Source organism: Burkholderia sp. AU6039 (genome assembly GCF_002223365.1).
Taxonomy (GTDB): domain Bacteria; phylum Pseudomonadota; class Gammaproteobacteria; order Burkholderiales; family Burkholderiaceae; genus Burkholderia.
This window is the reverse complement of record NZ_NKFK01000005.1, coordinates 1,904,706-1,923,642: the sequence shown is the minus strand read 5'-3', so window position 1 is coordinate 1,923,642 and position 18,937 is coordinate 1,904,706. Positions and strand designations below refer to the sequence as shown.

At 70.3% G+C, this 18,937-nt stretch carries 16 protein-coding genes; 6 read left to right on the top strand and 10 right to left on the bottom strand.

Annotation, left to right across the window (positions count from 1 at the left end):
* Position 1: 1 nt before the first annotated feature.
* A complete protein-coding gene (locus CFB39_RS26345) occupies positions 2-1,939 on the bottom strand; it encodes a HAMP domain-containing sensor histidine kinase (protein WP_089475038.1) in 1,938 nt (645 codons plus the stop codon).
* Positions 1,940-2,384: 445 nt separating this feature from the next.
* Positions 2,385-3,449, bottom strand: a complete 1,065-nt coding sequence (locus CFB39_RS26335) for a 2,3-butanediol dehydrogenase (RefSeq protein ID WP_089475036.1) — start codon at positions 3,447-3,449, stop codon at positions 2,385-2,387.
* A 475-nt stretch (positions 3,450-3,924) separates the two neighbouring features.
* Between CFB39_RS26335 and CFB39_RS26330 the strand changes: the two genes are divergently transcribed.
* Both CFB39_RS26330 and CFB39_RS26325 read left to right on the top strand, forming a co-directional pair.
* Positions 3,925-5,136, top strand: coding sequence for a CynX/NimT family MFS transporter (locus CFB39_RS26330; RefSeq protein ID WP_089475035.1), 1,212 nt, complete (start codon positions 3,925-3,927; stop codon positions 5,134-5,136).
* A 38-nt stretch (positions 5,137-5,174) separates the two neighbouring features.
* The gene (locus CFB39_RS26325; RefSeq protein ID WP_089442296.1) at positions 5,175-5,654 is read left to right on the top strand and encodes a DUF3331 domain-containing protein; all 480 of its coding nucleotides are present in this window, start codon (positions 5,175-5,177) and stop codon (positions 5,652-5,654) included.
* 27 nt (positions 5,655-5,681) lie between these two features.
* Here CFB39_RS26325 and CFB39_RS26320 read toward each other — a convergent pair whose 3' ends face one another.
* Positions 5,682-6,884, bottom strand: coding sequence for a GNAT family N-acetyltransferase (locus CFB39_RS26320; RefSeq protein WP_089475034.1), 1,203 nt, complete (start codon positions 6,882-6,884; stop codon positions 5,682-5,684).
* Positions 6,885-7,086: 202 nt separating this feature from the next.
* On the opposite strand from CFB39_RS26320, the gene CFB39_RS26315 reads away from it, so the two are divergent.
* The 4 genes from CFB39_RS26315 to CFB39_RS26300 all read left to right on the top strand — a co-directional run bounded on the left by CFB39_RS26315 (position 7,087) and on the right by CFB39_RS26300 (position 12,689).
* Positions 7,087-8,559: a PLP-dependent aminotransferase family protein gene (locus CFB39_RS26315; RefSeq protein ID WP_089475033.1), complete on the top strand. Its 1,473-nt coding sequence runs from the start codon at positions 7,087-7,089 to the stop codon at positions 8,557-8,559.
* 401 nt (positions 8,560-8,960) lie between these two features.
* Positions 8,961-10,547: a trypsin-like peptidase domain-containing protein gene (locus tag CFB39_RS26310; protein ID WP_089475032.1), complete on the top strand. Its 1,587-nt coding sequence runs from the start codon at positions 8,961-8,963 to the stop codon at positions 10,545-10,547.
* A 227-nt stretch (positions 10,548-10,774) separates the two neighbouring features.
* Positions 10,775-11,986 carry an MFS transporter gene (locus CFB39_RS26305; RefSeq protein WP_089475031.1) on the top strand — a complete coding sequence of 404 codons (1,212 nt, stop codon included), beginning with the start codon at positions 10,775-10,777 and terminating at the stop codon, positions 11,984-11,986.
* Positions 11,987-12,134: 148 nt separating this feature from the next.
* On the top strand, positions 12,135-12,689 hold the full coding sequence (locus tag CFB39_RS26300; RefSeq protein WP_089475030.1) for a DUF4303 domain-containing protein: 555 nt from the start codon (positions 12,135-12,137) through the stop codon (positions 12,687-12,689).
* A gap of 55 nt (positions 12,690-12,744) precedes the next feature.
* On the opposite strand, the gene CFB39_RS26295 is transcribed toward CFB39_RS26300, so the two are convergent.
* From CFB39_RS26295 to cobA, 7 genes are all read right to left on the bottom strand, one after another.
* A complete protein-coding gene (locus tag CFB39_RS26295; RefSeq protein ID WP_089427313.1) occupies positions 12,745-13,443 on the bottom strand; it encodes a fumarylacetoacetate hydrolase family protein in 699 nt (232 codons plus the stop codon).
* Positions 13,444-13,568: 125 nt separating this feature from the next.
* Entirely contained in the window at positions 13,569-14,510 is a 942-nt protein-coding gene (locus CFB39_RS26290) for a helix-turn-helix transcriptional regulator (RefSeq protein WP_089429077.1), read from the bottom strand.
* A gap of 119 nt (positions 14,511-14,629) precedes the next feature.
* The gene (locus CFB39_RS26285; protein ID WP_089475029.1) at positions 14,630-15,424 is read right to left on the bottom strand and encodes a YkgJ family cysteine cluster protein; all 795 of its coding nucleotides are present in this window, start codon (positions 15,422-15,424) and stop codon (positions 14,630-14,632) included.
* Between the two features lie 62 nt (positions 15,425-15,486).
* The gene (locus CFB39_RS26280; protein WP_089475028.1) at positions 15,487-16,086 is read right to left on the bottom strand and encodes a uracil-DNA glycosylase family protein; all 600 of its coding nucleotides are present in this window, start codon (positions 16,084-16,086) and stop codon (positions 15,487-15,489) included.
* A 121-nt stretch (positions 16,087-16,207) separates the two neighbouring features.
* Entirely contained in the window at positions 16,208-17,260 is a 1,053-nt protein-coding gene (locus CFB39_RS26275) for a CmpA/NrtA family ABC transporter substrate-binding protein (protein WP_089475027.1), read from the bottom strand.
* 5 nt (positions 17,261-17,265) lie between these two features.
* Entirely contained in the window at positions 17,266-17,862 is a 597-nt protein-coding gene (locus CFB39_RS26270) for an ANTAR domain-containing response regulator (RefSeq protein ID WP_089475026.1), read from the bottom strand.
* A 156-nt stretch (positions 17,863-18,018) separates the two neighbouring features.
* Complete coding sequence (cobA, locus tag CFB39_RS26265) at positions 18,019-18,789, bottom strand: uroporphyrinogen-III C-methyltransferase (RefSeq protein ID WP_089475677.1); 771 nt, start codon at positions 18,787-18,789, stop codon at positions 18,019-18,021.
* Positions 18,790-18,937 lie beyond the last annotated feature (148 nt).

The window sequence follows — 18,937 nt, the reverse complement described above, 5'->3', positions numbered from 1 at the left end:
GTCATGGAAGTGCCGCGGCCGGCAGCGTGATCGTGACCGTGGTGCCCTGCAGCATGACGCTGTGCACGTGGATCGTGCCTTCGTGCCGCTCGACGACGGTCTTGACGAACGCCATGCCGAGCCCGACGCCACTGGTTTCCGGCTGGCCGGCGGTGCGGAAGCGCCGGTAACGCTCGAACAGCCGCGTCTGGTCCGCGCTGCTGATCCCGCACCCGTTGTCGCGGATCGTGCAGCGCACGGTCCTGCCGTCGGCGCCCGGCTCGACCCTGCATTCGACGCTCGTCAGCGACGCGCTGTACTTGATGGCATTGTCCAGCAGGTTGATCAGCGCGCGCGACAGCAGCGCCGGGTCGCCGAGCACGATCGTGTCGTCGCGCCGCGGCACGTCGTCGATCGACATGGATTTCCGGTGCGCGAGCGGCCACACCGCGTCGCGTGCCTCGTTCATCAGGTCGGCGAGGTTGACCGGCACGCGCTCGTAGTCGCTGGCCTCCGCACGCGAGAGCTGCGCGAAGCCGTCGGCCAGCGCCAGCGTGTGCCGCGCCAGCTTGCCGATTCTCGCGAACTGTTGCTTCATCTGCACGTCGCCCGATCGTCGCGCCTGCGTGTCGATCAGGATGATCAGCGAGGTCAGCGGGGCGCGCATGTCGTGCGAGAACAGCGTCAGCATGTCGTTGCGCTGGCGCTCGAGCATGTCGCGGCGGACGGTCGCGTGGCGCAAGGTTTCCAGCGCGTGGTGGATCTGCGTGATCTCGGGCCCTATGCCGCGCGGCATCGCGACGTGCGACGTATCGCCATCGCTGAGCGCGACGATCCGGCGGCCGAGCGCATCGAGCGGCTTCGACAGCAGTCGCTGCACGCCGCGCGCGAGCGAGGCCAGGATCGCGACGCACAGTGTCGTGGCGAAGGCCGACAACGCGACCTTGATCCGGGCGGTGTTCCGGCCGCCGATCGCACGATGCCGGGCCAGGTCGATCACGCGGTCGCGCAGCCGCTCGCTCGGCCGGAAATGCGGCACGATCGCGCGGGAAAAGTCGGCCGCACTCATCGCATAGACGCCGTTCTTGCCGCCGGCGACGGCCGCGTCGACGAGCGGCAGGATGTGCGCGTCGAAGGCCCCGTTGAGCTGCGCGTATTCGCGTGCCACGTCAGGGTCGTCGAGCTGCGCGCCGATCGAGCCGTCGATCAGCGCGCGCAATTGCTCGATGCGGCCGCGCATCCGCATGATGTCCGCGAACTGCGTGCGCTCGAGCGCCTGCCGCGCGAACATCGGCGCGATGAGCAGCGAGCCCGTGCGCCCCGCGTATTCGCGGAGATCGCCGAGAAGCCGCGCGAGCAGGATCGCCCCCGAGGTGCGCGGGTCGCCCATCGCGGTGTCGGTCATGGCGCCGTCGATCAGCAGCGACAGCGTGTCGACGATCCGGAACAGGCGCGCCTGCGCGTGCTGGATATCGTGAACGCCGCGTGTCGCGCGCGGCCGCATGCCGAGTGCATCGACTTCCGTGCGCGCATCGGCGAGCGTGATCCGGACCGAGTCGAGCGCATGCAGCAGGTTGCTGCGTTCGCGATCGTCGAGCACGGTCGCCTGCGCGATGCCGCCGCGAAAATGGTCGAGCGCCTGGTCGGAACGCACGCGCGCGGCGAGCAGTTGGCGGACCTCGGTGGCGCCGTCGTCCTGCGGGCGCACCAGCAGGTCGTTCGTCGGGCCGCGTTCGGCCGAGATCACGTTGGCGGCGCTCATCGCGCCGCGGACGAATTCGAAGCTCTGCAGGTCGGCATTCTCCTGCCGGTATTGCCTGACACTCCCCCAGATGATCGTGCCGCACAGCAAGGCCAGCAGCGAGGTGACGAGTGCGAAGCCGATATGGGTCTTCTGCTGGATCGTCAGCGATCGAATGGGATATGCGCGTTCCCGGCTAAACGAGAATGAATGATTCATGACACACCATGTTTGCAAGCTATCCCGGGTGGGCCCGTATTCTCGGCCTGTCGGCGCCGCGACACCGTAAGGTTTTGTGGGGGGCGGGGGCCGCCTTCAAGGGGGGCGGCAACGATCCCGGCCGGGAGGCCGGATCGTGCCTTGCACAGGATCACCTTGCGTCAGTGTCCTGTCGACATCGGACGAGTCGCGCTTGATCCGGAGAAACCCTGAGCGCGCATCGCACCGGTGGCGCATGACGACGGATGGTTCGGATTGCGAATGTTTCTGGTCGTCGGGTTCGAACGATGCGCGGCACGAAGTTCGCGACGGACGACGGCGGCAAGGAGGGCGTGCCGGAAGGAAACGACAGGCAGGTGCGCCGCCCGCGCACGGGCGACGCTCCAGGGTGACGCTTGCAGCCCGCGTGCCGCGGCGCGAATCGCTGCCGCGGCCGCGCGTGCGGTCAGGCGAGGGCGGGCTGGACGATGATCTTCACGTTCCGGTCCTTGTGGTTGACCAGTTCCTCGAAGCCATGCGAGACGATGTCGCCGAGCGCGATGCGTCCGGTGATGAGCGGCTGCACGTCGATGCGGCCGTCCGCGATGAAGCGGATCACGTCCGCGAATTCGCCGTTGTACGCGAGCGAGCCGATCACTTCCTTCTCGGTCGACACGATGTCGAAGAAGTTGAACGGCGCCGGCTCCTCGAAGATCCCGACCATCACCGACTTGCCGGCCTTGCGGATCACGTCGATCGCGAGCTTCGCGGTGGTGGTGTGGCCGATGCACTCGAACGACACGTCGGCGCCGTAGCCGCCGGTCAGCGCCTTGACTTCCGCGATCGCATCGGACGTCTTCGGATCGATGACGACGCTTGCGCCGACCTCCAGCGCCTTCTGCTTGCGCGCGGCCGACATTTCCAGCGCGATCACGCGCCCGGCGCCCGCGGCCTTCGCGCACATGATCGTGCACAGGCCGATCGTGCCCGCGCCGACCACGACGACGGTCTGCCCGACGATGTTGCCGGCCTTCTTCACCGCATGCAGCCCGACCGCGAGCGGTTCGATCAGCGCGCCGGCCTCGGTCGGGAAGTCGTCGGGCAGCTTGTACAGCAACTCGGCCGGCACGTTCACGTATTCGGCGAATGCGCCGTTGTTCATCAGCCCGGTGAACGCGAGGTTCTCGCAGATGTTGTACAGCCCATGCTTGCAATACCAGCAGGTGCCGCAATGCTGGCAGGCGTCGGCCGTCACGCGATCGCCGACCGCGTAGCCCGTCACGCCCGCGCCGAGCTCGGCGATCTCGCCGCTGAACTCGTGGCCGAGGATGCACTGGCCCTTCAGGCCCGTCAGCGGATGCGGCGCGTCGACCGGGATGAAGACCGGGCCCGCGACGTATTCGTGCAGGTCCGAGCCGCAGATCCCGCACCAGTGCACGCGAATCGTCACCCAGCCTGCCGGCGGGCGCTCGGGAACGGGAACCTGTTCGACGCGGATGTCGTGTCGGCCGTGCCAGACGGCGGCTTTCATGCTCGGGGCGGTGGTCGTTGCCGGTGTACTCACGTTGCTGTCTCCATCAGGTTGTCGTCGGGCGCGAGGCGTGGCTGCCGGTGCGCCCGTCGCGCGAGTGCGCGAACGACCGGTATGCAGGAACGGGGCCAGCTCGAGTGGGGGCGCCGGACGGCGATCGGACGGGATGGGAACGATGCGATGCACCATTTACCGGCTCTGTGACAGGAAATGATTTGACGGAAGCAGGGGGTGAAATTTGCTGCGGAAGCAAAAACTCCGGCCGGGTGAGACGCTGGGACGTTCGTCTCAGCGCAATGAGACGAATCGCGAGACGCACGCTACCACGCCGATCCATTGCCGCGATCGGCGGAACGGATCGTTGCGCACATTACCCCTTTACTTGAAGTTAACTTCAATTTGTATCATGTGCGCCAGTCCGATCCCGGACGCGTGATGCATCCCGTTGCACGCGGCCGTTTCAACGGAGGGGGAGATGACCGAATCGCCTGTCGCGGCCGATGCCGCCACGCTGCCGTCGCGCAGCTACCGGGCCGCCGTCGCGAACGTCGTGCTGGCGAGCATCGTGTCGGCGCTGCACGTCGGCAAGGCGACGATCGCGTTGCCGTCGCTCCAGCACGAATTCGGCGGCTCGCTTGCGTCGCTGAGCGGGATCATGTCGGTGTTTCCGTTCGTCGGCGTGTTCGGCGGCATCGCGGCCGGCCTGCTGGTGCGACGCTGGGGCGACCGGCTGCTGCTGATCGCGGGCCTCGTGATCCTCGGCCTGTCGAGTGTCGCCGGCGCATGGGCCGGCAGCTTCACGCTGTTGCTGGCCACGCGTTTCGTCGAAGGGCTCGGTTTCGTGATCGTGGTGGTTGCCGCGCCGGCCGTGCTGAATCGCGTGACGCCGCCCGAGCGGCGCAATCTCGTATTCGGCCTGTGGAGCACGTTCATGCCGGTCGGCATGGCGCTGTCGATGCTGGTCGGGCCGCTGCTCGGCGGCTGGCGCAACGGCTGGCTCGCGGCCGCGGCGCTGACGCTCGCCGCGGCGGCTGCGGTGCCCGTCACGACGTCGGCGGATGCGCCGTCGCGGCAGGCCGGCGCGCCGCGCATCGGGCCCGCGCTGCGCGACGTGCTCGCGTCGCGCTCGACCACGCTGCTGGCGCTGGGGTTCGCCACCTACAACGTGCAGTTCTTCGCGGCGATGACGTTCCTGCCGGTGTTCCTGATGCAGCGCCTCGGCGTCGCGGTCGGCGCCGCGGGGTTGATCAGCGCGGCGATCGTCGCCGCGTGCGTGATCGGCAACCTGACGGCCGGCTGGCTGTTGTCGCGCGGCGCACGGCCCGGGATCGTGATGGCCGCGACGTCGGTCGCGATCGGCGCGGCCGGCGCGGGGCTCTTCAGCGCGGCCACGCCGGCGCCGCTCGCGGTCGCGCTGGGTTTTGCGTTTTCGGCGATCGCGGGGATGTTGCCCGCGACGATCCTCGCGTGTGCGCCGGGCTCCGCGCCGACGCCGTCGCTGGCGCCGCTCAGCATCGGCTGGGTCGTGCAGGGCAACTATCTCGGGCAGGTGATCGGGCCGCTCGCGATCGGCTCGATCGTCGGCGCATTCGGCTGGTCGGGCGGCATCGGGCTGATGCTCGCGGCTGCCGTCACCGGCGCGGCGATCGGCCTGTCGCTGCTGCGCGAAACGATGGGCCGGCGCTGAGCGCGGCGCCGTTCAATCTGCACGGAAATCCGTCAAGCATGCTCAACACCATGGAAAGCCTGATTTGCGAAGCAGACCCGCCGTGCGATGCGCCGGCATGGGTCGAAGACGATGCGATGCCGCCACGTGGCGGCGTCGCGCATCCGCTCGGGACGATCGGCCGGGCGCCGGTTCCCGAGCACGCGGCGGCGGCCGTCTCGCCGTTGCGCCCGCAACTGTTCGTCACGGTGCTGGAGGCCGACGACCATGCGTTGCTGATCCGCTGGGTCGAGAGCGGCCGGTGCCATTACGGCGAGCAGCGCTGGCGCTTGCGCGTCGCGTTGCAGCCGGGCCGCTGCGCGATCTCGGGGCAGCCGATCGAGCCGGGCGAGCCGGTGTTCCGGCCGGTGCGGCGGCCCGTGCCGGCCAACGGCGACGAGATGATCTGCCCGGCGGCGGTGCCGGGTGCGGCCGGCCTGGCACGTGACGCCGCCCCGGAGGGCGACGACGCGCGCGAGCCGGCCGATGTTTCCGGTTGAACGCCGGCCGGCTGCGACACGCGGTCGTTACTTCTTCACGTCGTGCCGGTACTGGATGAAGCCGGCGTTGTTCGCGAGCTTGTCGTACAGCGCGCGTGCCGTCGTGTTGGTTTCGTGGGTGAGCCAGTACACACGGCTCGCGCCGGCTTCACGGGCATGTTCGTACACGGCCTCGATCAGCGCGCCGCCCGCGCCTTGCCCGCGTGCGTCGGGTGCGGTGTACAGGTCCTGCAAGTAGCAGTACGGCCCTTCGGTCCAGCACGAGCGGTGGTAGATCGAATGCACGATCCCGACCAGCGCACCCGATGCGTCGAATGCGCCGAGCACGAACATCGGCTCGGCGGGATCCATCAGGCGCGCCCACGTCGTCGCGAACACCGCCTCGCTCAGCGCGGTGTCGTAGAACTTCTGATAACCCTGCCACAGCGGGCGCCACGCGGCTTCGTCCGCGGCGACGAGCGGGCGCACCGTGACGCGCGTCGCGTCGTTCGCGCGGCTGGCCGCATCGCGCGCGCTTGCCTGCGCGTGGCGAATCGCGGTGAGCGACCGGCGCTGCTCGCCCTGCGCGTCGAAGTTTTCCGGGGCGAGCCACGCGTCGAACGCGGCGCGCACATCCGGCCATTCGCCGTCGATGATCGAGAACCACGCGGTGTCGCGATTGCGGCCGCGGTAGATGATCGCCTGCCGGAACGTGCCCTCGTAGCGGAAGCCGAGCCGGGCGGCGGCCTTGCGCGACGGGAGGTTCAGGTCGTCGCACTTCCATTCGTAACGCCGGTAGCCGAGCGTGTCGAACGCGTACTTCATCAGCAGGAACTGCGCTTCGGTGGAAACGGGCGTGCGCTTGAGCAGCGGCGAGAACGTGACGGAGCCAACCTCGATCACGCCGTTGGCCGGATCGATGCGCATCAGCGCGAGCGTGCCGACCGCGCGGCCGGTGGCGCGGTCGATCACCGTGTAGTGCAGCGGATCCGGGCTCGCCTGCGCGGTACGCGCGTACTCGCGGTAGCTCGCTTCGTCGGCGTACGGGCCGTGTGCGAGATAGGTCCAGTCGCTGCCGTCCGGCGCCTGCGAGTAGGCGGCGTGCAGGTCGGCCGCGTGGCGCTCGGCGTCGAGCGGTTCGAGCCGGCAGTAGCGGCCTTCGAGCACGATGCGCTCCGGGCGCGGGCGCGCGGACCAGTCGGGAACGGGGTGGCCGATGGGTTGCTGGAAAGCGTTGGTGAGCGTGGACAAGGTCGATCTCGCTTCGGTTGGCGGCCGGCGACATGCCGGCATGCAGACGATCGTAGTCGCGGCGAGGTACCATGAGAAGCGCCAGAGATCGGCAAATTTATGGTGCCACGAATATCGGGGGCCGAACCGCGAGCCGCCGTTCACCAGCCGTGCGCCACTTGCCGTCCACCACGTTCCGACATTTTCACGCTGCGATGTTCCGATGACGACTGTCCTTCCTTCCGGCGATGCGCCGTTGCTGCCGCTCGACGCGCCGCTGGCGCGCACGCCGGACGCGCCTTCGCTGCAGCGCCAGTTGCTGCGCCGCGTGCGCGACGCGATTCTCGGCGGCGCGATGCCGGCCGGCACGCGGCTGCCCGGCACGCGCGCGCTGGCCGAGACGCTCGGCGTGTCGCGCAACACGACGGCCGCCGTCTACGAGCAGCTCGTCGCCGAAGGCTTCCTGCAGTCCGACCGCCGCGGTACGCGCGTGGTCGGGCTGTCACGGCCGGCGCCGCCGCGCCGGCGTGCCGCGCCGCCGGCCGTCGCGCAGCGGCTCGGCCGGATTCGCCCGAGCCGCATCGGCACCGGCGAATCGGAGGGTTTCCGGCCGGGCGTGCCCGCGCTGACGCATTTCCCGGCGGACGCATGGCGCCACGCGATCGACCGCGCGCTGCGCCGCGCCGGCCGCGACCTGCTCGGCTATGGCGACCCGCTCGGCGAGCCCGCGCTGCGCGAATCGATCGCGCGCCACCTGGCCGTGACGCGCGGCGTGCGCTGCGATCCCGAGCAGATCGTGATCACGGAAGGCGCACAGGGCGCGATCGCGCTGTGCGCGCAGTTGCTGACGAACCCGGGCGATACGGTGTGGGTCGAGGAGCCCGGCTATCGCGGCGCGCGCACCGCGATGCAGGCGGCCGACCTCGACGTCGTGCCGATGCCGGTCGACGCGGAAGGGCTGCGCACCGACGAGGACGACTGGCGCGAGCGGACGCCGCGCCTCATCTATACGACGCCGTCGAACCAGTTCCCGACCGGCGCCGTGCTGTCGATCTCGCGCCGGCTCGCGCTGATCGATGCCGCGCGCCGGCATCGCGCGTGGATCATCGAGGACGACTACGACAGCGAATTCCGTCACACCGGCGAGCCGATTGGCGCGATGCACGGGCTCGCGCCCGATTCGCCCGTCGTCTATCTCGGCTCGTTCAGCAAGACGATGTTTCCGGCGCTGCGGATCGGTTTTCTCGTGCTGCCCGACGCGCTGCTGGCCGCGGTGCGGCCGGTGCTGCCGGAGATGCTGCGCGGGGGGACGCGCCACGTGCAGCTCGCGCTGGCCGATTTCATCGAGACGGGCGAGTACGGCCGCCATCTTGGCCGCATGCGCCGGTTGTACCGCGACCGGCGGCGCTTGCTGCTGGCCGCGCTCGACGGCAACCTGAGCGTGCCGCATCAGATCGAGGGCGGGCCGTGCGGGCTGCATCTCGCGTTGCGGCTGCCGGCGCGTTACCGCGATCGCGCGATCGTCGACGCCGCGCGTGCGCACGGCATCGGGCCGTTTCCGCTGTCGGGTTTTTCGATCGATGCGGGATCGGCGGGCAACGGGCTCGTGCTCGGTTTCGGCAATACGTCGGCCGACGCGTTCGAGCCGATGTTGCGGATGCTGTCGGCGATCGCGGAGCGGGTGGGTGGGGCGTGATGTGGGGGCGGCCGGGCGCGCGGGTGACGTCACCCGTCGCCGGTGATTTCCGCGTCCGTATCGATTTCGATTTCGCTTCGGGATCCCGACGGGAGAATCGAGTCATGAATGGACGAGCTGGATCGGTGATGACCGTCGTTCGTCTGGCTGCCTTCGCTACGGAAGCCGCGTGCGCTCGTGCGACGGATGACAATCGGACTTGTGCGGATTGACGAACCGCACACTTTGTTCGAAACGGCCACCGTCGCGGCTCCGCGCTTGCCGCGCCACCCGGCATTCGGGTTTCGATTCGTATGGTCGAACAGGCCGCGTGGACTATAAATGGATGGGTGTACCGGGCCTTGTCGAGCGCCTGCGCGTCTCGCGCATGTCGGCGCCGTGACTCCCGGGGGAGGTGCACCGTGGTTCGCCAGACGCTTGCTCGCGCCGTGCTTCGCACCGCGTTGATCGGGGGCGTGTTTGCCGGCTGTTTGCCGGCCCCGCCGGCCGTCCTTGCCGGAACCCTCTCGCCGCCCGTCATGCCGCATCCGATGAAGCAACGGCCGGCTGCCGCGCCTTACGCGATGCCGGTCGATTTTCCGGCGATCGTCGACCGCTACGGCCCGGCCGTCGTGACCGTCATGACCGTCGCACCCGACCAGCAGGCGAGCGGCCCGTCGTTCACGACCCTCGATCCCGACGATCCGCTCGCGGCGTTCTTCCGGCGTGACGCACCGCCGCCCGCGCAGGGCCCGCAGGCGCCAGGCCAGCAGGCGCAGGCGCCGGCACCCGACACCGCGCCGCGCGCGGTATCGGGCAGCGGCTCGGGTTTCATCGTCAGCGCCGACGGCCTGATCCTCACGTCCGCCCACGTGGTCGACGATGCCACCGACGTGACGGTGCGGCTCACCGACCGCCGCGAATTCAAGGCGACCGTGCTGGCCGTCGATCCGCAAAGCGATGTCGCCGTGCTGCGTGTCAACGCAACGAAGCTGCCGTTCGTGCGCGTCGGCGATTCGTCGAAGGTCCGCGCGGGCGAGCCGGTGATGACGATCGGCGCGCCGGACGGATCGGGCAACACGGTCACGGCCGGCATCGTCAGCGCGACGTCGCACCGGCTGCCGGACGGCAGCGCGTTTCCGTTCTTCGAAACCGACATTGCGCCGAACCCCGACAACTCCGGTGGCCCCGTCTTCAATCGGGCCGGCGACGTGATCGGCATCGCAGTGCAGGTCTACACGGGCACCGACCGCTACGCGAGCACGACGTTCGCGATCCCGATCGCGTTTGCCGCAAAGGTGCGTGCGCAACTGCAGAAGCAGATGCAGGCGCAGGCGCAGCAGGCCCAGGCGCCGGGCGAGTCGTCGTCCGGCAATGCGATCGGCGTCGACGTGCAGGATGTCGGCATCGGGCTGGCCGCGGCGTTCGGGCTGCCGCGCCCGGCGGGCGCGCTCGTCAACGGCGTCGCGCCCGGCTCGCCGGCCGCCGCGGCCGGCGTGAAGCCCGGCGACGTGATCGTGAAGCTGGGAGACAAGACGATCGGCCGATCGGCCGAGCTGAACGACCTGGCCGCGGCGCTGCCGCCGGGCCAGAAGACGCCGCTGCGGCTGATCCGCAACCGTGCGCCGGTGATGCTGACGATCACGGGCGCCGACGAGGCCGCCGGCACCGCCGGCCCTGCTGTCGCCATGGCCGTGCCGAAGGCGGCTGCACGACCGGCGGCGGGAGCAGCGGCTGCCGACGGCGGCGACCGCCTCGGGCTGACGATGCATGCGCTCAGCGACGACGAGCGCCGCTCGACGGGGCTCGCGGTCGGGATGATGGTGGACGCGGTGCACGGCCCGGCAGCCAAGGCCGGCATCCAGCCGGGCGATGTCGTGCTGGAGCTCAACGATACGCTGCTCGAGACGCCCGATGACATACCGACGCTCGAAGCGAACGGCAGCGTGATCGCGGTGCTGATCCAGCGCAACAACGCCCGGAAATTCGTGTCGGTGCGTGCGCGTTAGGGCGTTGACGCGGTCGCTATCGTCCGCCTACCATCGTTCGATCTCGCACGCAGTCAGCAAGGCATTCAGGAGCCATCCGGCATGAACGCAGCATTCATCATCGTAGTAGTCCACAGGCGCAGGGTCCGGTAGCGGCACCGCGCCGGCACCCATGCGCCCCCGACTCGTTCGGGGGCTTTTTTTTGCATTGCGCACGGCCGTGCGGCACGTGCGCGGAGGGCATCCGCTTGCAATCGAACCTGCCGATCGCTTCCGAACGGGCGTCGCCGAGACCCGCGACGCTGATCCTGCTGTGTGCGTGCTCGGTGCTGCCGCTGAGCCTGTTCCTGCCGTCGCTGCCCGCCATCGCGCGCGACCTGCGCGCCGACTATACGCTCGTCGCGCTGTCGCTCGGCGGTTACGCGGCGGTGGCCGCGTCGCTGGAGTTCGTGATGGGGCCGCTGTCGGACCGGTTCGGGCGGCGGCCGGTGGTGCTGGCGAGCGTCGGCGTGTTCGCGCTCGGCTCGCTCGGCCGCGCGATGGCGACCGATATTCGAGCGTTTCTGGCATGCCGGTTGATGCAGGCGGCGATCACGTCGGTCTATCCGGTGTCGATGGCGACGATCCGGGACACCGGCGGCGGTGCGCGCGCCGCGAGCCGGATCGGCTATGCGGCGATGGCGGCCGCGTTCGCGCCGATGCTCGGCCCGACGTTCGGCGGCGCGCTCGACCAGGCGTTGGGCTGGCGCGCGAGCTTCTGGCTGCTCGGCGCGGTGGGCATCGCGTTGTTCGTCTGGTGTGCGTTCGACCTCGTCGAAACCCATGCGAACCGGTCGTCGAGCCTCGGGCAGCAGCTTCGCGCGTATCCGGCGCTGCTCCGCGCGCGTCGTTTCTGGGCCTATGCGCTCTGCATGGCGTTTTCGACCGGCGCGTTCTACGCGTTCCTGGCCGGCGCGCCGCTCGCCGCGCAAACGGTGTTCGGCATCGCACCGGCGGAGATCGGTTTCTACATGGGGACCATCACGGGCGGTTTCGTGTTCGGCAGCTTCGTGGCCGCGCGATACGCACGCCGCTACGCGCTGGCCACGACGATCCTGTGCGGGCGGGTGGTCGCGTGCGCGGGGCCGTTGATCGGCCTCGCGCTGAGGTTCGGTGGGGCGACGCAGGCGATCGCGTGGTTCGGGCCGTGCGTGCTGGTCGGCATCGGCAACGGGCTGACGAATCCCGGTGCGCATGCCGGCGCGGTGTCGGTGCGCCCGGAACTGGCGGGCAGCGCATCGGGGCTGACCGGCGCGATGACGATCGCTGGCGGGGCCGCGCTTTCGTCGCTGACGGGGGCGGTGCTGACAGCCGGCAACGCGGGCTATGCGCCGCTCGCGATGATGCTGCTGTCGGCCGCGATCGCACTGGCGGCGGCCGTCTGCGTGCGGGTGTTCGATGCGCGGGACGCGGGGCGGTGAACGGAGACGCGCGGCATCGGACATGGGGGCTGGCACCGCTACCGTGCCGTGGACGATTGGCGGACAATCGATCGATTATCGGGAGACGACGAACCCGCCGCGCGCCGGGCATGCTCCGGCGCGGGAAGGGCGACTGGACGAGGATGCGATGAGCGACTTTTCTGATTTCCAGCGAGACATTGCCGACGCCGCGAGGGCGACATTCAGGGCGCTGCGGGCGCAACATCCGGACGAGCATTTCTATGCGTTCGCGCTGTATACCGACAGCGGCGCGATGACGGTGGTGCCGGCAGCCAATTCGGTCGAAGGGCTGCGCCGGATCCGTGAGCAGCAGGCCGTCCCGGACGACGACCCGTGGTATGCGTGGGGCTTCTCCGAATGGGCGTACGCGGCGGCGGAAGCGTCGCCGTTCAATGCGATCTGCGGGAAGCTCGCCGATGACGTGCTGAGCCCGCAGTTCGTCCGCTCGAGATTCCCGGAATTTTCGCGGCAACTGCATGCCGACATGATCGCGGCGTTGCGCCTGCTCGACCGCGAAGGCCTGTTCGGCACGGGCGACGACCGGGCGGCGATCACGCTGTTCGTGTCGATCAGCGACGACGACGCGGCCGAGGCGCTGGAAAACGAATCGGCGAAGGCGCTGAATCCGCCGGCCGTCGCCGACGCATTCCTGCGCCGCTACGACCGACCGAAAGCGGGATAGCGCACGGCGGCCCCGCGCAGGCGGCCGCCGTGCGTGCTGCGTGTCGGCTTATGGTTTACGGCTTCGCGCCCACGACGAATTCGAACGTCGCGACGCCGTCGACGCCGCCCGTGACGCGATCGCCCGGCTGCAGCGCGCCGACACCCGCCGGCGTGCCGGTGAAGATCAAATCGCCGGCCTTCAGCTCGACCGAGCGCGACACGTACGCGATGACGTCGGGCACGGCCCAGATCATGTCGGCCAGGTCGCCTTGCTGACGCGTGTCGCCGTTGACCGCGAGCCAGATGCGGCCCGTCGCCGGGTGGCCGGTGGCCGCTGCTGCGCGCAGCGGGGTCACGGGGCCTGATGCATCGAAGCCCTTCGCCCAGTCCCACGGACGGCTCAGCTTCTTCGCTTCGGCCTGCAGGTCGCGGCGCGTGAGGTCGACGCCGACGCCATAGCCCCACACGTGCGACAGTGCGTCGGCCGGGTCGATCGACCGGCCGTCCTTGCCGATCGCGACGACCAGCTCGATTTCGTGATGGAGGTCGTTCGTCAGCGGCGGATAGGCGACGGTGCCGCTGGCCGGGACGATCGCGTCGGCCGGCTTCGTGAAGAAGAACGGCGGTTCGCGGTCGGGATCGGCACCCATTTCGCGCGCGTGGTCGGCGTAGTTGCGGCCGACGCAGAAGACGCGGCGCACCGGAAAGCGCGCGGACGACTGGTCGACTTCGACGGAAGGACGCTCGGCAGCGTCGATGACATAAGCGGACATCGGATGGCCTCGTTCGGTGATAAGACGGATGCCGCGCCCGTGCGGCGCACGGGCCGGCATGCGTGCAACGATACCCGACAGCCGAGTGGCCGGATGCGACGCAACTGCGTTTTACCGGGACAAAACTACGCGTCGGCCGCTGCCGGGGAATCGTCGCCGTCCGGCCGCGCGGCGTTCGCGTCCCGGTACGCCTTCGGCGACACGCCGACCCGCGCACGGAAGCGCCGCGCGAAATACCCTTCGTCGCGGAAGCCGACCGAGCGTGCGATATCGGCGATGCGCCGGCTGGTATGGGCCAGCAGCGACTGCGCGAGCGCGATCCGGCGCTCGGTCACGAGATCGGTGAAGGTGCTGCCGGTTTCCTTGCGGACCAGGTGCGCGAGGTAGTTGGGCGACAGGAACGCGGCCTCGGCGGTCGCGGCGAGCGTCAGGTCCTCGCGGGTCAGGTTGGCGCGCACGTGGCGCAGCACGCGCGCGAGCGCGTCGCGCCGGCCCGCGCGCTGGGCGCCGCGCTGCGCGAGCTTGTCGAGCGCACCCGCGTACTGCGTGCAGACGAGCCCGATCAGCTGCAGCAGGTAGCCGCGCAGCAGCGTGGTCGAGCCGAACGTGCGCACGCGATCGGTGTCGAGCATGCACAGCGCGAGGCGGCGCGCTTCTTCGTAGGTGTCGCCGGTCAGGATGAAGTCGAGGTGTTCCTGGAAGCGGAACGGCGTCAGCTCGGGAAAGCGGTGCGCGGGCACGTCCTCGAGATCGAGCGGGTCGACGTCGAGATCGGCGCGCAGGAACGCCTGGCTGAAGTTGATGACGATGAAGTGCGCGCCTTCCGGATGCGGAATCAGGTGCTCGCGGTGCGGCAGCACGAACGCGAGCGCGCCGCGCGGAAACGGCCGCGTGACGCCGCCGATCCGCTGCTCGGTGTCGCCGCCGAGATTGAACTGGATCTGGAAATACGCGTGCCGGTGCGGCTCGGTGATCGCCTGGCGCGACGCCTGGTCGCGGATGTAGAAGTCGAGCCGGTCGCTGCGTTCGGGCATCCCGTACAGGCGCGGCGGGGCGGTGGAGGGCATGAAGGATTCTGCTGTTCGTGACGCGGTTGAGCCGCGATGGTACAGCGAACCGGGCGCGGCGGCGATCCGTGCGGCCGCACGGCTTCGCCCGGTGTCGCTCGCGGCGTGCCGCGCGGCGATCACTCGTCCGGATGGAAGCCGAGATAACTGGCGTGCGGGTTGGCGCTACCGGCACGCTGAGCTGCCGCGCCGACCGACACGAGCGCATCCAGCGTCGACGTACGGTTCGACACCAGCGTCCAGGCGATGGCGGTGTCGGCGCTGGCCGGGGCCGACTCCGCTGCTCGCTGCGCCGTCAAAGCCGTCAGCGCGGCGAGCAGCGCGGCAGCCGGCGGCGCGTGGACCGCGAACCCTTCGTTGGCCACCGCCGCCGTATCGATCCCCAGCATCACGCACAACCGCGCCCGCAGCGGTGTCTCGGCTTCGCTCGCCGCACGCGAGCGCGCGATGTTCTCGCGGGTGGCCGCATCGACGATCGTGCCGCCGCGGACGAACGGCGCCTGTTGCCACGCGTCGGGCGTGCATTGCTTGCCGTCCGGCACCAGCGGCACGAACGGATTCACTTCGGCCGGATAGATCCGGCACACGAGCGGCCGCGCGTCGTAGATCGCGCAGCGCATGTCATCGCCGAGGTTCGGGCATGGCCCGGCATGGGTCGCGGTGAGCATGACCGTGATGCGGACGGGCAGCGAGCCGCTGAGCGCGGCGCTCGAGCGCACGCGCTTGTACGCGGCGAACGCGTTGTCGGGCTCGGGCTCGACGAGCCACGGCATCGCATCGCACAGCAGCTCCACGTGGCCGCCGCGCTGCAGCCACGCAATGGCCTCGTCGATCGTCAGCGGAATGCGCAGGTCGCGGCAGCATCCGCCGCAGCCGTTGCAGGCAAAGTCGAGATCGGTGGGGGTGTCGTTCATGCTTGATTCGATACGGATAACGGGGATGTCGCGACGCGTCGCGACATGGCAGCGGTGTGCGTTTATCGGGCAACCAGCGGCGCGATTCGGCGCCGCAGTTCGGGCACGACCTCGGAGTCGAACCACGGGTGGTGCTTGAACCACGCCTGATTGCGCGGCGACGGATGCGGCAGCGGCAACACGTCCGGGCCATAGTCGCGCCACGCGTGTACGGTGTCGGTCAGCGTGGCCTTGCGCGACTCGCGCAGGAAATGCCGCTGCGCGTACTGGCCGATCAGTAGCGTGAGCCGGATCGACGGCAGCTCGGCGAGCAACCGGTCGATCCACAGCGGCGCGCATTCGGGGCGCGGCGGGTTGTCGCCGCTTGCGCCGCGGCCCGGGTAGCAGAAGCCCATCGGCACGATCGCGAAGCGCGTCTCGTCGTAGAACGTGTCGGTGTCGACGTCGAGCCAGGCGCGCAGCCGCTGGCCGCTCGCGTCGTCCCACGGGGTGCCGCTTGCATGCACGCGTGCCCCCGGCGCCTGCCCGACGATCAGGATGCGCGCGTCGCGATGGGCCCGCACGACGGGGCGCGGGCCGAGCGGCAGGTCGGCTTCGCAGGCACGGCACGCGCGGATTTCGGTGAGCAGCACGTCGAGCGGCGCGCGCGTGGGTTTCGGCATCGAATCGGATCGGGGACGGAGGGGGCATGCGGCGTCACCCGGGGCCGCGTGCCGGGCGCCGGCAGGCGGCCCGGACAGGCGTGGCGCGGGAGCGCGCGCCGCCTGCATCACGCGGTGCGCATCACGCCTGCGACAGGCCCGGTGCGCCGCTTTCGGCGACGGCAGCATCATACAACGCGGTTTGCGCGATTGCCCGGGCGATCCCCGCGTCGTCGTGCGCACCGTCGAGCATGCCCCAGCGCCGGTATTGGGACAGGAACCACTCGCCTTCGCGCGGATCGGGGCGGTTCACGGCGCCGCCGTCGTGGAAGCGGATCGGCAGCGGCGGCACGGCGAACGGGCCGGAGCCGTAGTCGCCGAGCAGGCGCGGCGCGATCAGCCGGGCCGGCACGCCGAGCGCATCGGGCGACGCGAGCCAGTCGGCCGCCTCGCGACGGTGCGCGGCGCTGTCGAGCCACGCGCACGCATCGACGAGCGTGCGGATCAGCGCGCGGGCCGTGGCCGGATACAGCGCGACGAAATCGCGCCGGGCCGCGAGCACCTTCTCCGGATGATCGGGCCAGATCTCGCTCGTGACGGCGACGGTCCGCCCCGCGCCGCAGGCCTCGGCCACCGCATGCCACGGCTCGCCGGCGCAGAAGCCGTCGAGCTCGCCGCCGGCGAGCGCGGCCACCATCTCCGGCGGCGGGATCACGACGCTGCGCACGTCGCGCAGCGGATCGACGTCGTGCGACGCGAGCCAGTGGTTCAGCCACATCGCGTGCGTGCCGGTCGGGAACGTCTGGGCGAGGAGCGGCTTGCGGCCGAGCGTCGCGAACGCGTCGCGCACGCTGCCGCTGGCGCGATACGCGTCGGCGAGGCCGCGCGACAACGAGATCGCCTGGCCGTTGCGGTTCAGCACCATCAGCGCGGCCATGTCGGCCTGCGGGCCGCCGATCCCGAGCTGCAATCCGCAGACGAGCCCGTACAGCGCATGCGCGGCGTCGAGCTCGCCGCTCAGCAGCTTGTCACGCACGGTGGCCCACGACGGCTGGCGGCTGAGCTCGAGCGTGAGGCCATGCCGTTCGCCGAGGTTCAGGCGCTGCGCGACGATCAGCGGGGCCGCGTCGCTCAGCGCGACGAACCCGAGGCGAAGATGTGCGCGTTCCGGCGCGGCGGGAGAGGAGGTATCCATGGCATTCATGACTGGGGTGACGCGTCGAGCAATTGCCGCGCGACGTCGACGATGCGCAGGCCCTGGTCCATCGCGCGCTTGCGCAGCGCCGCGTAGGCGTCGTGTTCGGACAGCTTGCGCTCATCCATCAGCTGGCGCTTCGCGCGGTCGATCAGCTTGCGCTCCGCGAGCTCGCGCTCGACGTCGGCCAGCCGGCGACGCAGCGCGTCGTCGTGCGAGAAGCGGGCGAGCGCGACTTCGAGAATCGGCGCGAGGCGCTCGGCCGACAGCCCTTCGACGAGATACGCGCTGACGCCCGCGCCGACCGCCGCGCGGATCAGCGACTGGTTGGCGTCGTGGCTGAACATCAGCACGGGGCGCGGCGCGGTGGCGTGCATCACGGCAAGCTGCTCGAGCGTGTCGCGCGATGGCGAATCGGTATCGATGATCACGACGTCGGGATGTTGCTCCTCGACGGCGGCCGGCAGGCGCGCGGGCGTCGCGACGTCGTTCAGCATCTCGTAGCCGAGGTGCGCGAGCGCATCGCCGAGCTCGCCGATCGGCTTGTCGGTGTCGGTGACGAGCAGCACGCGCAGGCGGGAGGAAGAAGCAGACGTACTCATGACGCGGACGGCGGCGGCGAAAGCGTGGCGCGATGGGCGGATCGGGGGCGGCGGCTCCGCGCGGACATCGGGTCGGTGCCGCGCGCGATGGCCCGGCGGCCGGTGCCGTTGTGTTCATGATCGGTGGGCGGCCGGTGCCGCGTGGCGTCGCGCATGCTACGCGGCCCGGGACAAGGCCGCTTCGATCGCGGCGCCCGCGTCCGGCACGTGCTGCACGGCGGCTTCGCCGATCGCGCCGCCGACGAGGATCACGGCCGGGCTGCCGAGCCGCGCTGCGTCGATGCCGCGCGCGAGACCGCCGAGCGTGCCGCTCCAGCGGCGTTCGTCGGGCGTGCCGGCCCATTGCACGGCTGCGGCCGGCGTTGAGGCTGACAGCACGGCCAGCAGGCCGGCGGCAATGCTGTCGACGCGGCTCATGCCCATGTAGATCGCGAGCGTGGTGCCGGTCGCCGCGAGACGCGCCCAGTCGGGTTCGCCGTGGTCCTGACGGTGCGCGGTGACGAACGTGACGCCGTGGCAATGCGCGCGGTGCGTGAGTGAGATGCCGAGGCTCGCGGCGGCCGCGAAGCCCGACGAGATGCCGTTGACGATCTCGACCGGAATCGCGGCGGCGCGCAGCGTCGCGAGTTCTTCGCCGGCGCGCCCGAACAGCAGCGCATCGCCGCCTTTCACGCGCACCACGTGGGCGCCGCGCAGCGCGTAGCGGCGCATCAGCTTCTCGATGAATGCCTGCGGCGTGGAGCGGCAGCCGCCGCGCTTGCCGACGCGGATCACGCGTGCCTGCGGCGCGAGTTCGACGATGCCGGGCGCGACGAGATCGTCGAGCAGCAGCACGTCGGCGGCGGCCAAGGCTTTGACGGCCTTCAGCGTGAGGAGATCGGGATCGCCGGGGCCGGCGCCCAGCAGCGTGACTTTGCCTGTCGTCATGTCGTGTTCCTGTGCCGCCTGCATGGGGCGGTCGATAGCGCATTGTCTTGCGCGGCGGCGGCGGGCGGTCGAAACGCACCGGCATCCGGCCGTGCCGCGCACGGAAGGACGCCGTTGTCCTGATCGGCCCGCCTGAATGACGGGCATG

Bases quoted from the DNA above. Each gene is read 5' to 3' on its own strand.
- CFB39_RS26345 (WP_089475038.1), bottom strand. From the start codon at position 1,939: ATGAATCATTCATTCTCGTTTAGCCGGGAACGCGCATATCCCATTCGA.
- CFB39_RS26335 (WP_089475036.1), bottom strand. From the start codon at position 3,449: ATGAAAGCCGCCGTCTGGCACGGCCGACACGACATCCGCGTCGAACAG.
- CFB39_RS26330 (WP_089475035.1), top strand. From the start codon at position 3,925: ATGACCGAATCGCCTGTCGCGGCCGATGCCGCCACGCTGCCGTCGCGC.
- CFB39_RS26325 (WP_089442296.1), top strand. From the start codon at position 5,175: ATGCTCAACACCATGGAAAGCCTGATTTGCGAAGCAGACCCGCCGTGC.
- CFB39_RS26315 (WP_089475033.1), top strand. From the start codon at position 7,087: ATGACGACTGTCCTTCCTTCCGGCGATGCGCCGTTGCTGCCGCTCGAC.
- CFB39_RS26300 (WP_089475030.1), top strand. From the start codon at position 12,135: ATGAGCGACTTTTCTGATTTCCAGCGAGACATTGCCGACGCCGCGAGG.
- CFB39_RS26295 (WP_089427313.1), bottom strand. From the start codon at position 13,443: ATGTCCGCTTATGTCATCGACGCTGCCGAGCGTCCTTCCGTCGAAGTC.
- CFB39_RS26290 (WP_089429077.1), bottom strand. From the start codon at position 14,510: ATGCCCTCCACCGCCCCGCCGCGCCTGTACGGGATGCCCGAACGCAGC.
- CFB39_RS26285 (WP_089475029.1), bottom strand. From the start codon at position 15,424: ATGAACGACACCCCCACCGATCTCGACTTTGCCTGCAACGGCTGCGGC.
- CFB39_RS26280 (WP_089475028.1), bottom strand. From the start codon at position 16,086: ATGCCGAAACCCACGCGCGCGCCGCTCGACGTGCTGCTCACCGAAATC.
- CFB39_RS26275 (WP_089475027.1), bottom strand. From the start codon at position 17,260: ATGGATACCTCCTCTCCCGCCGCGCCGGAACGCGCACATCTTCGCCTC.
- CFB39_RS26270 (WP_089475026.1), bottom strand. From the start codon at position 17,862: ATGAGTACGTCTGCTTCTTCCTCCCGCCTGCGCGTGCTGCTCGTCACC.
- cobA (WP_089475677.1), bottom strand. From the start codon at position 18,789: ATGACGACAGGCAAAGTCACGCTGCTGGGCGCCGGCCCCGGCGATCCC.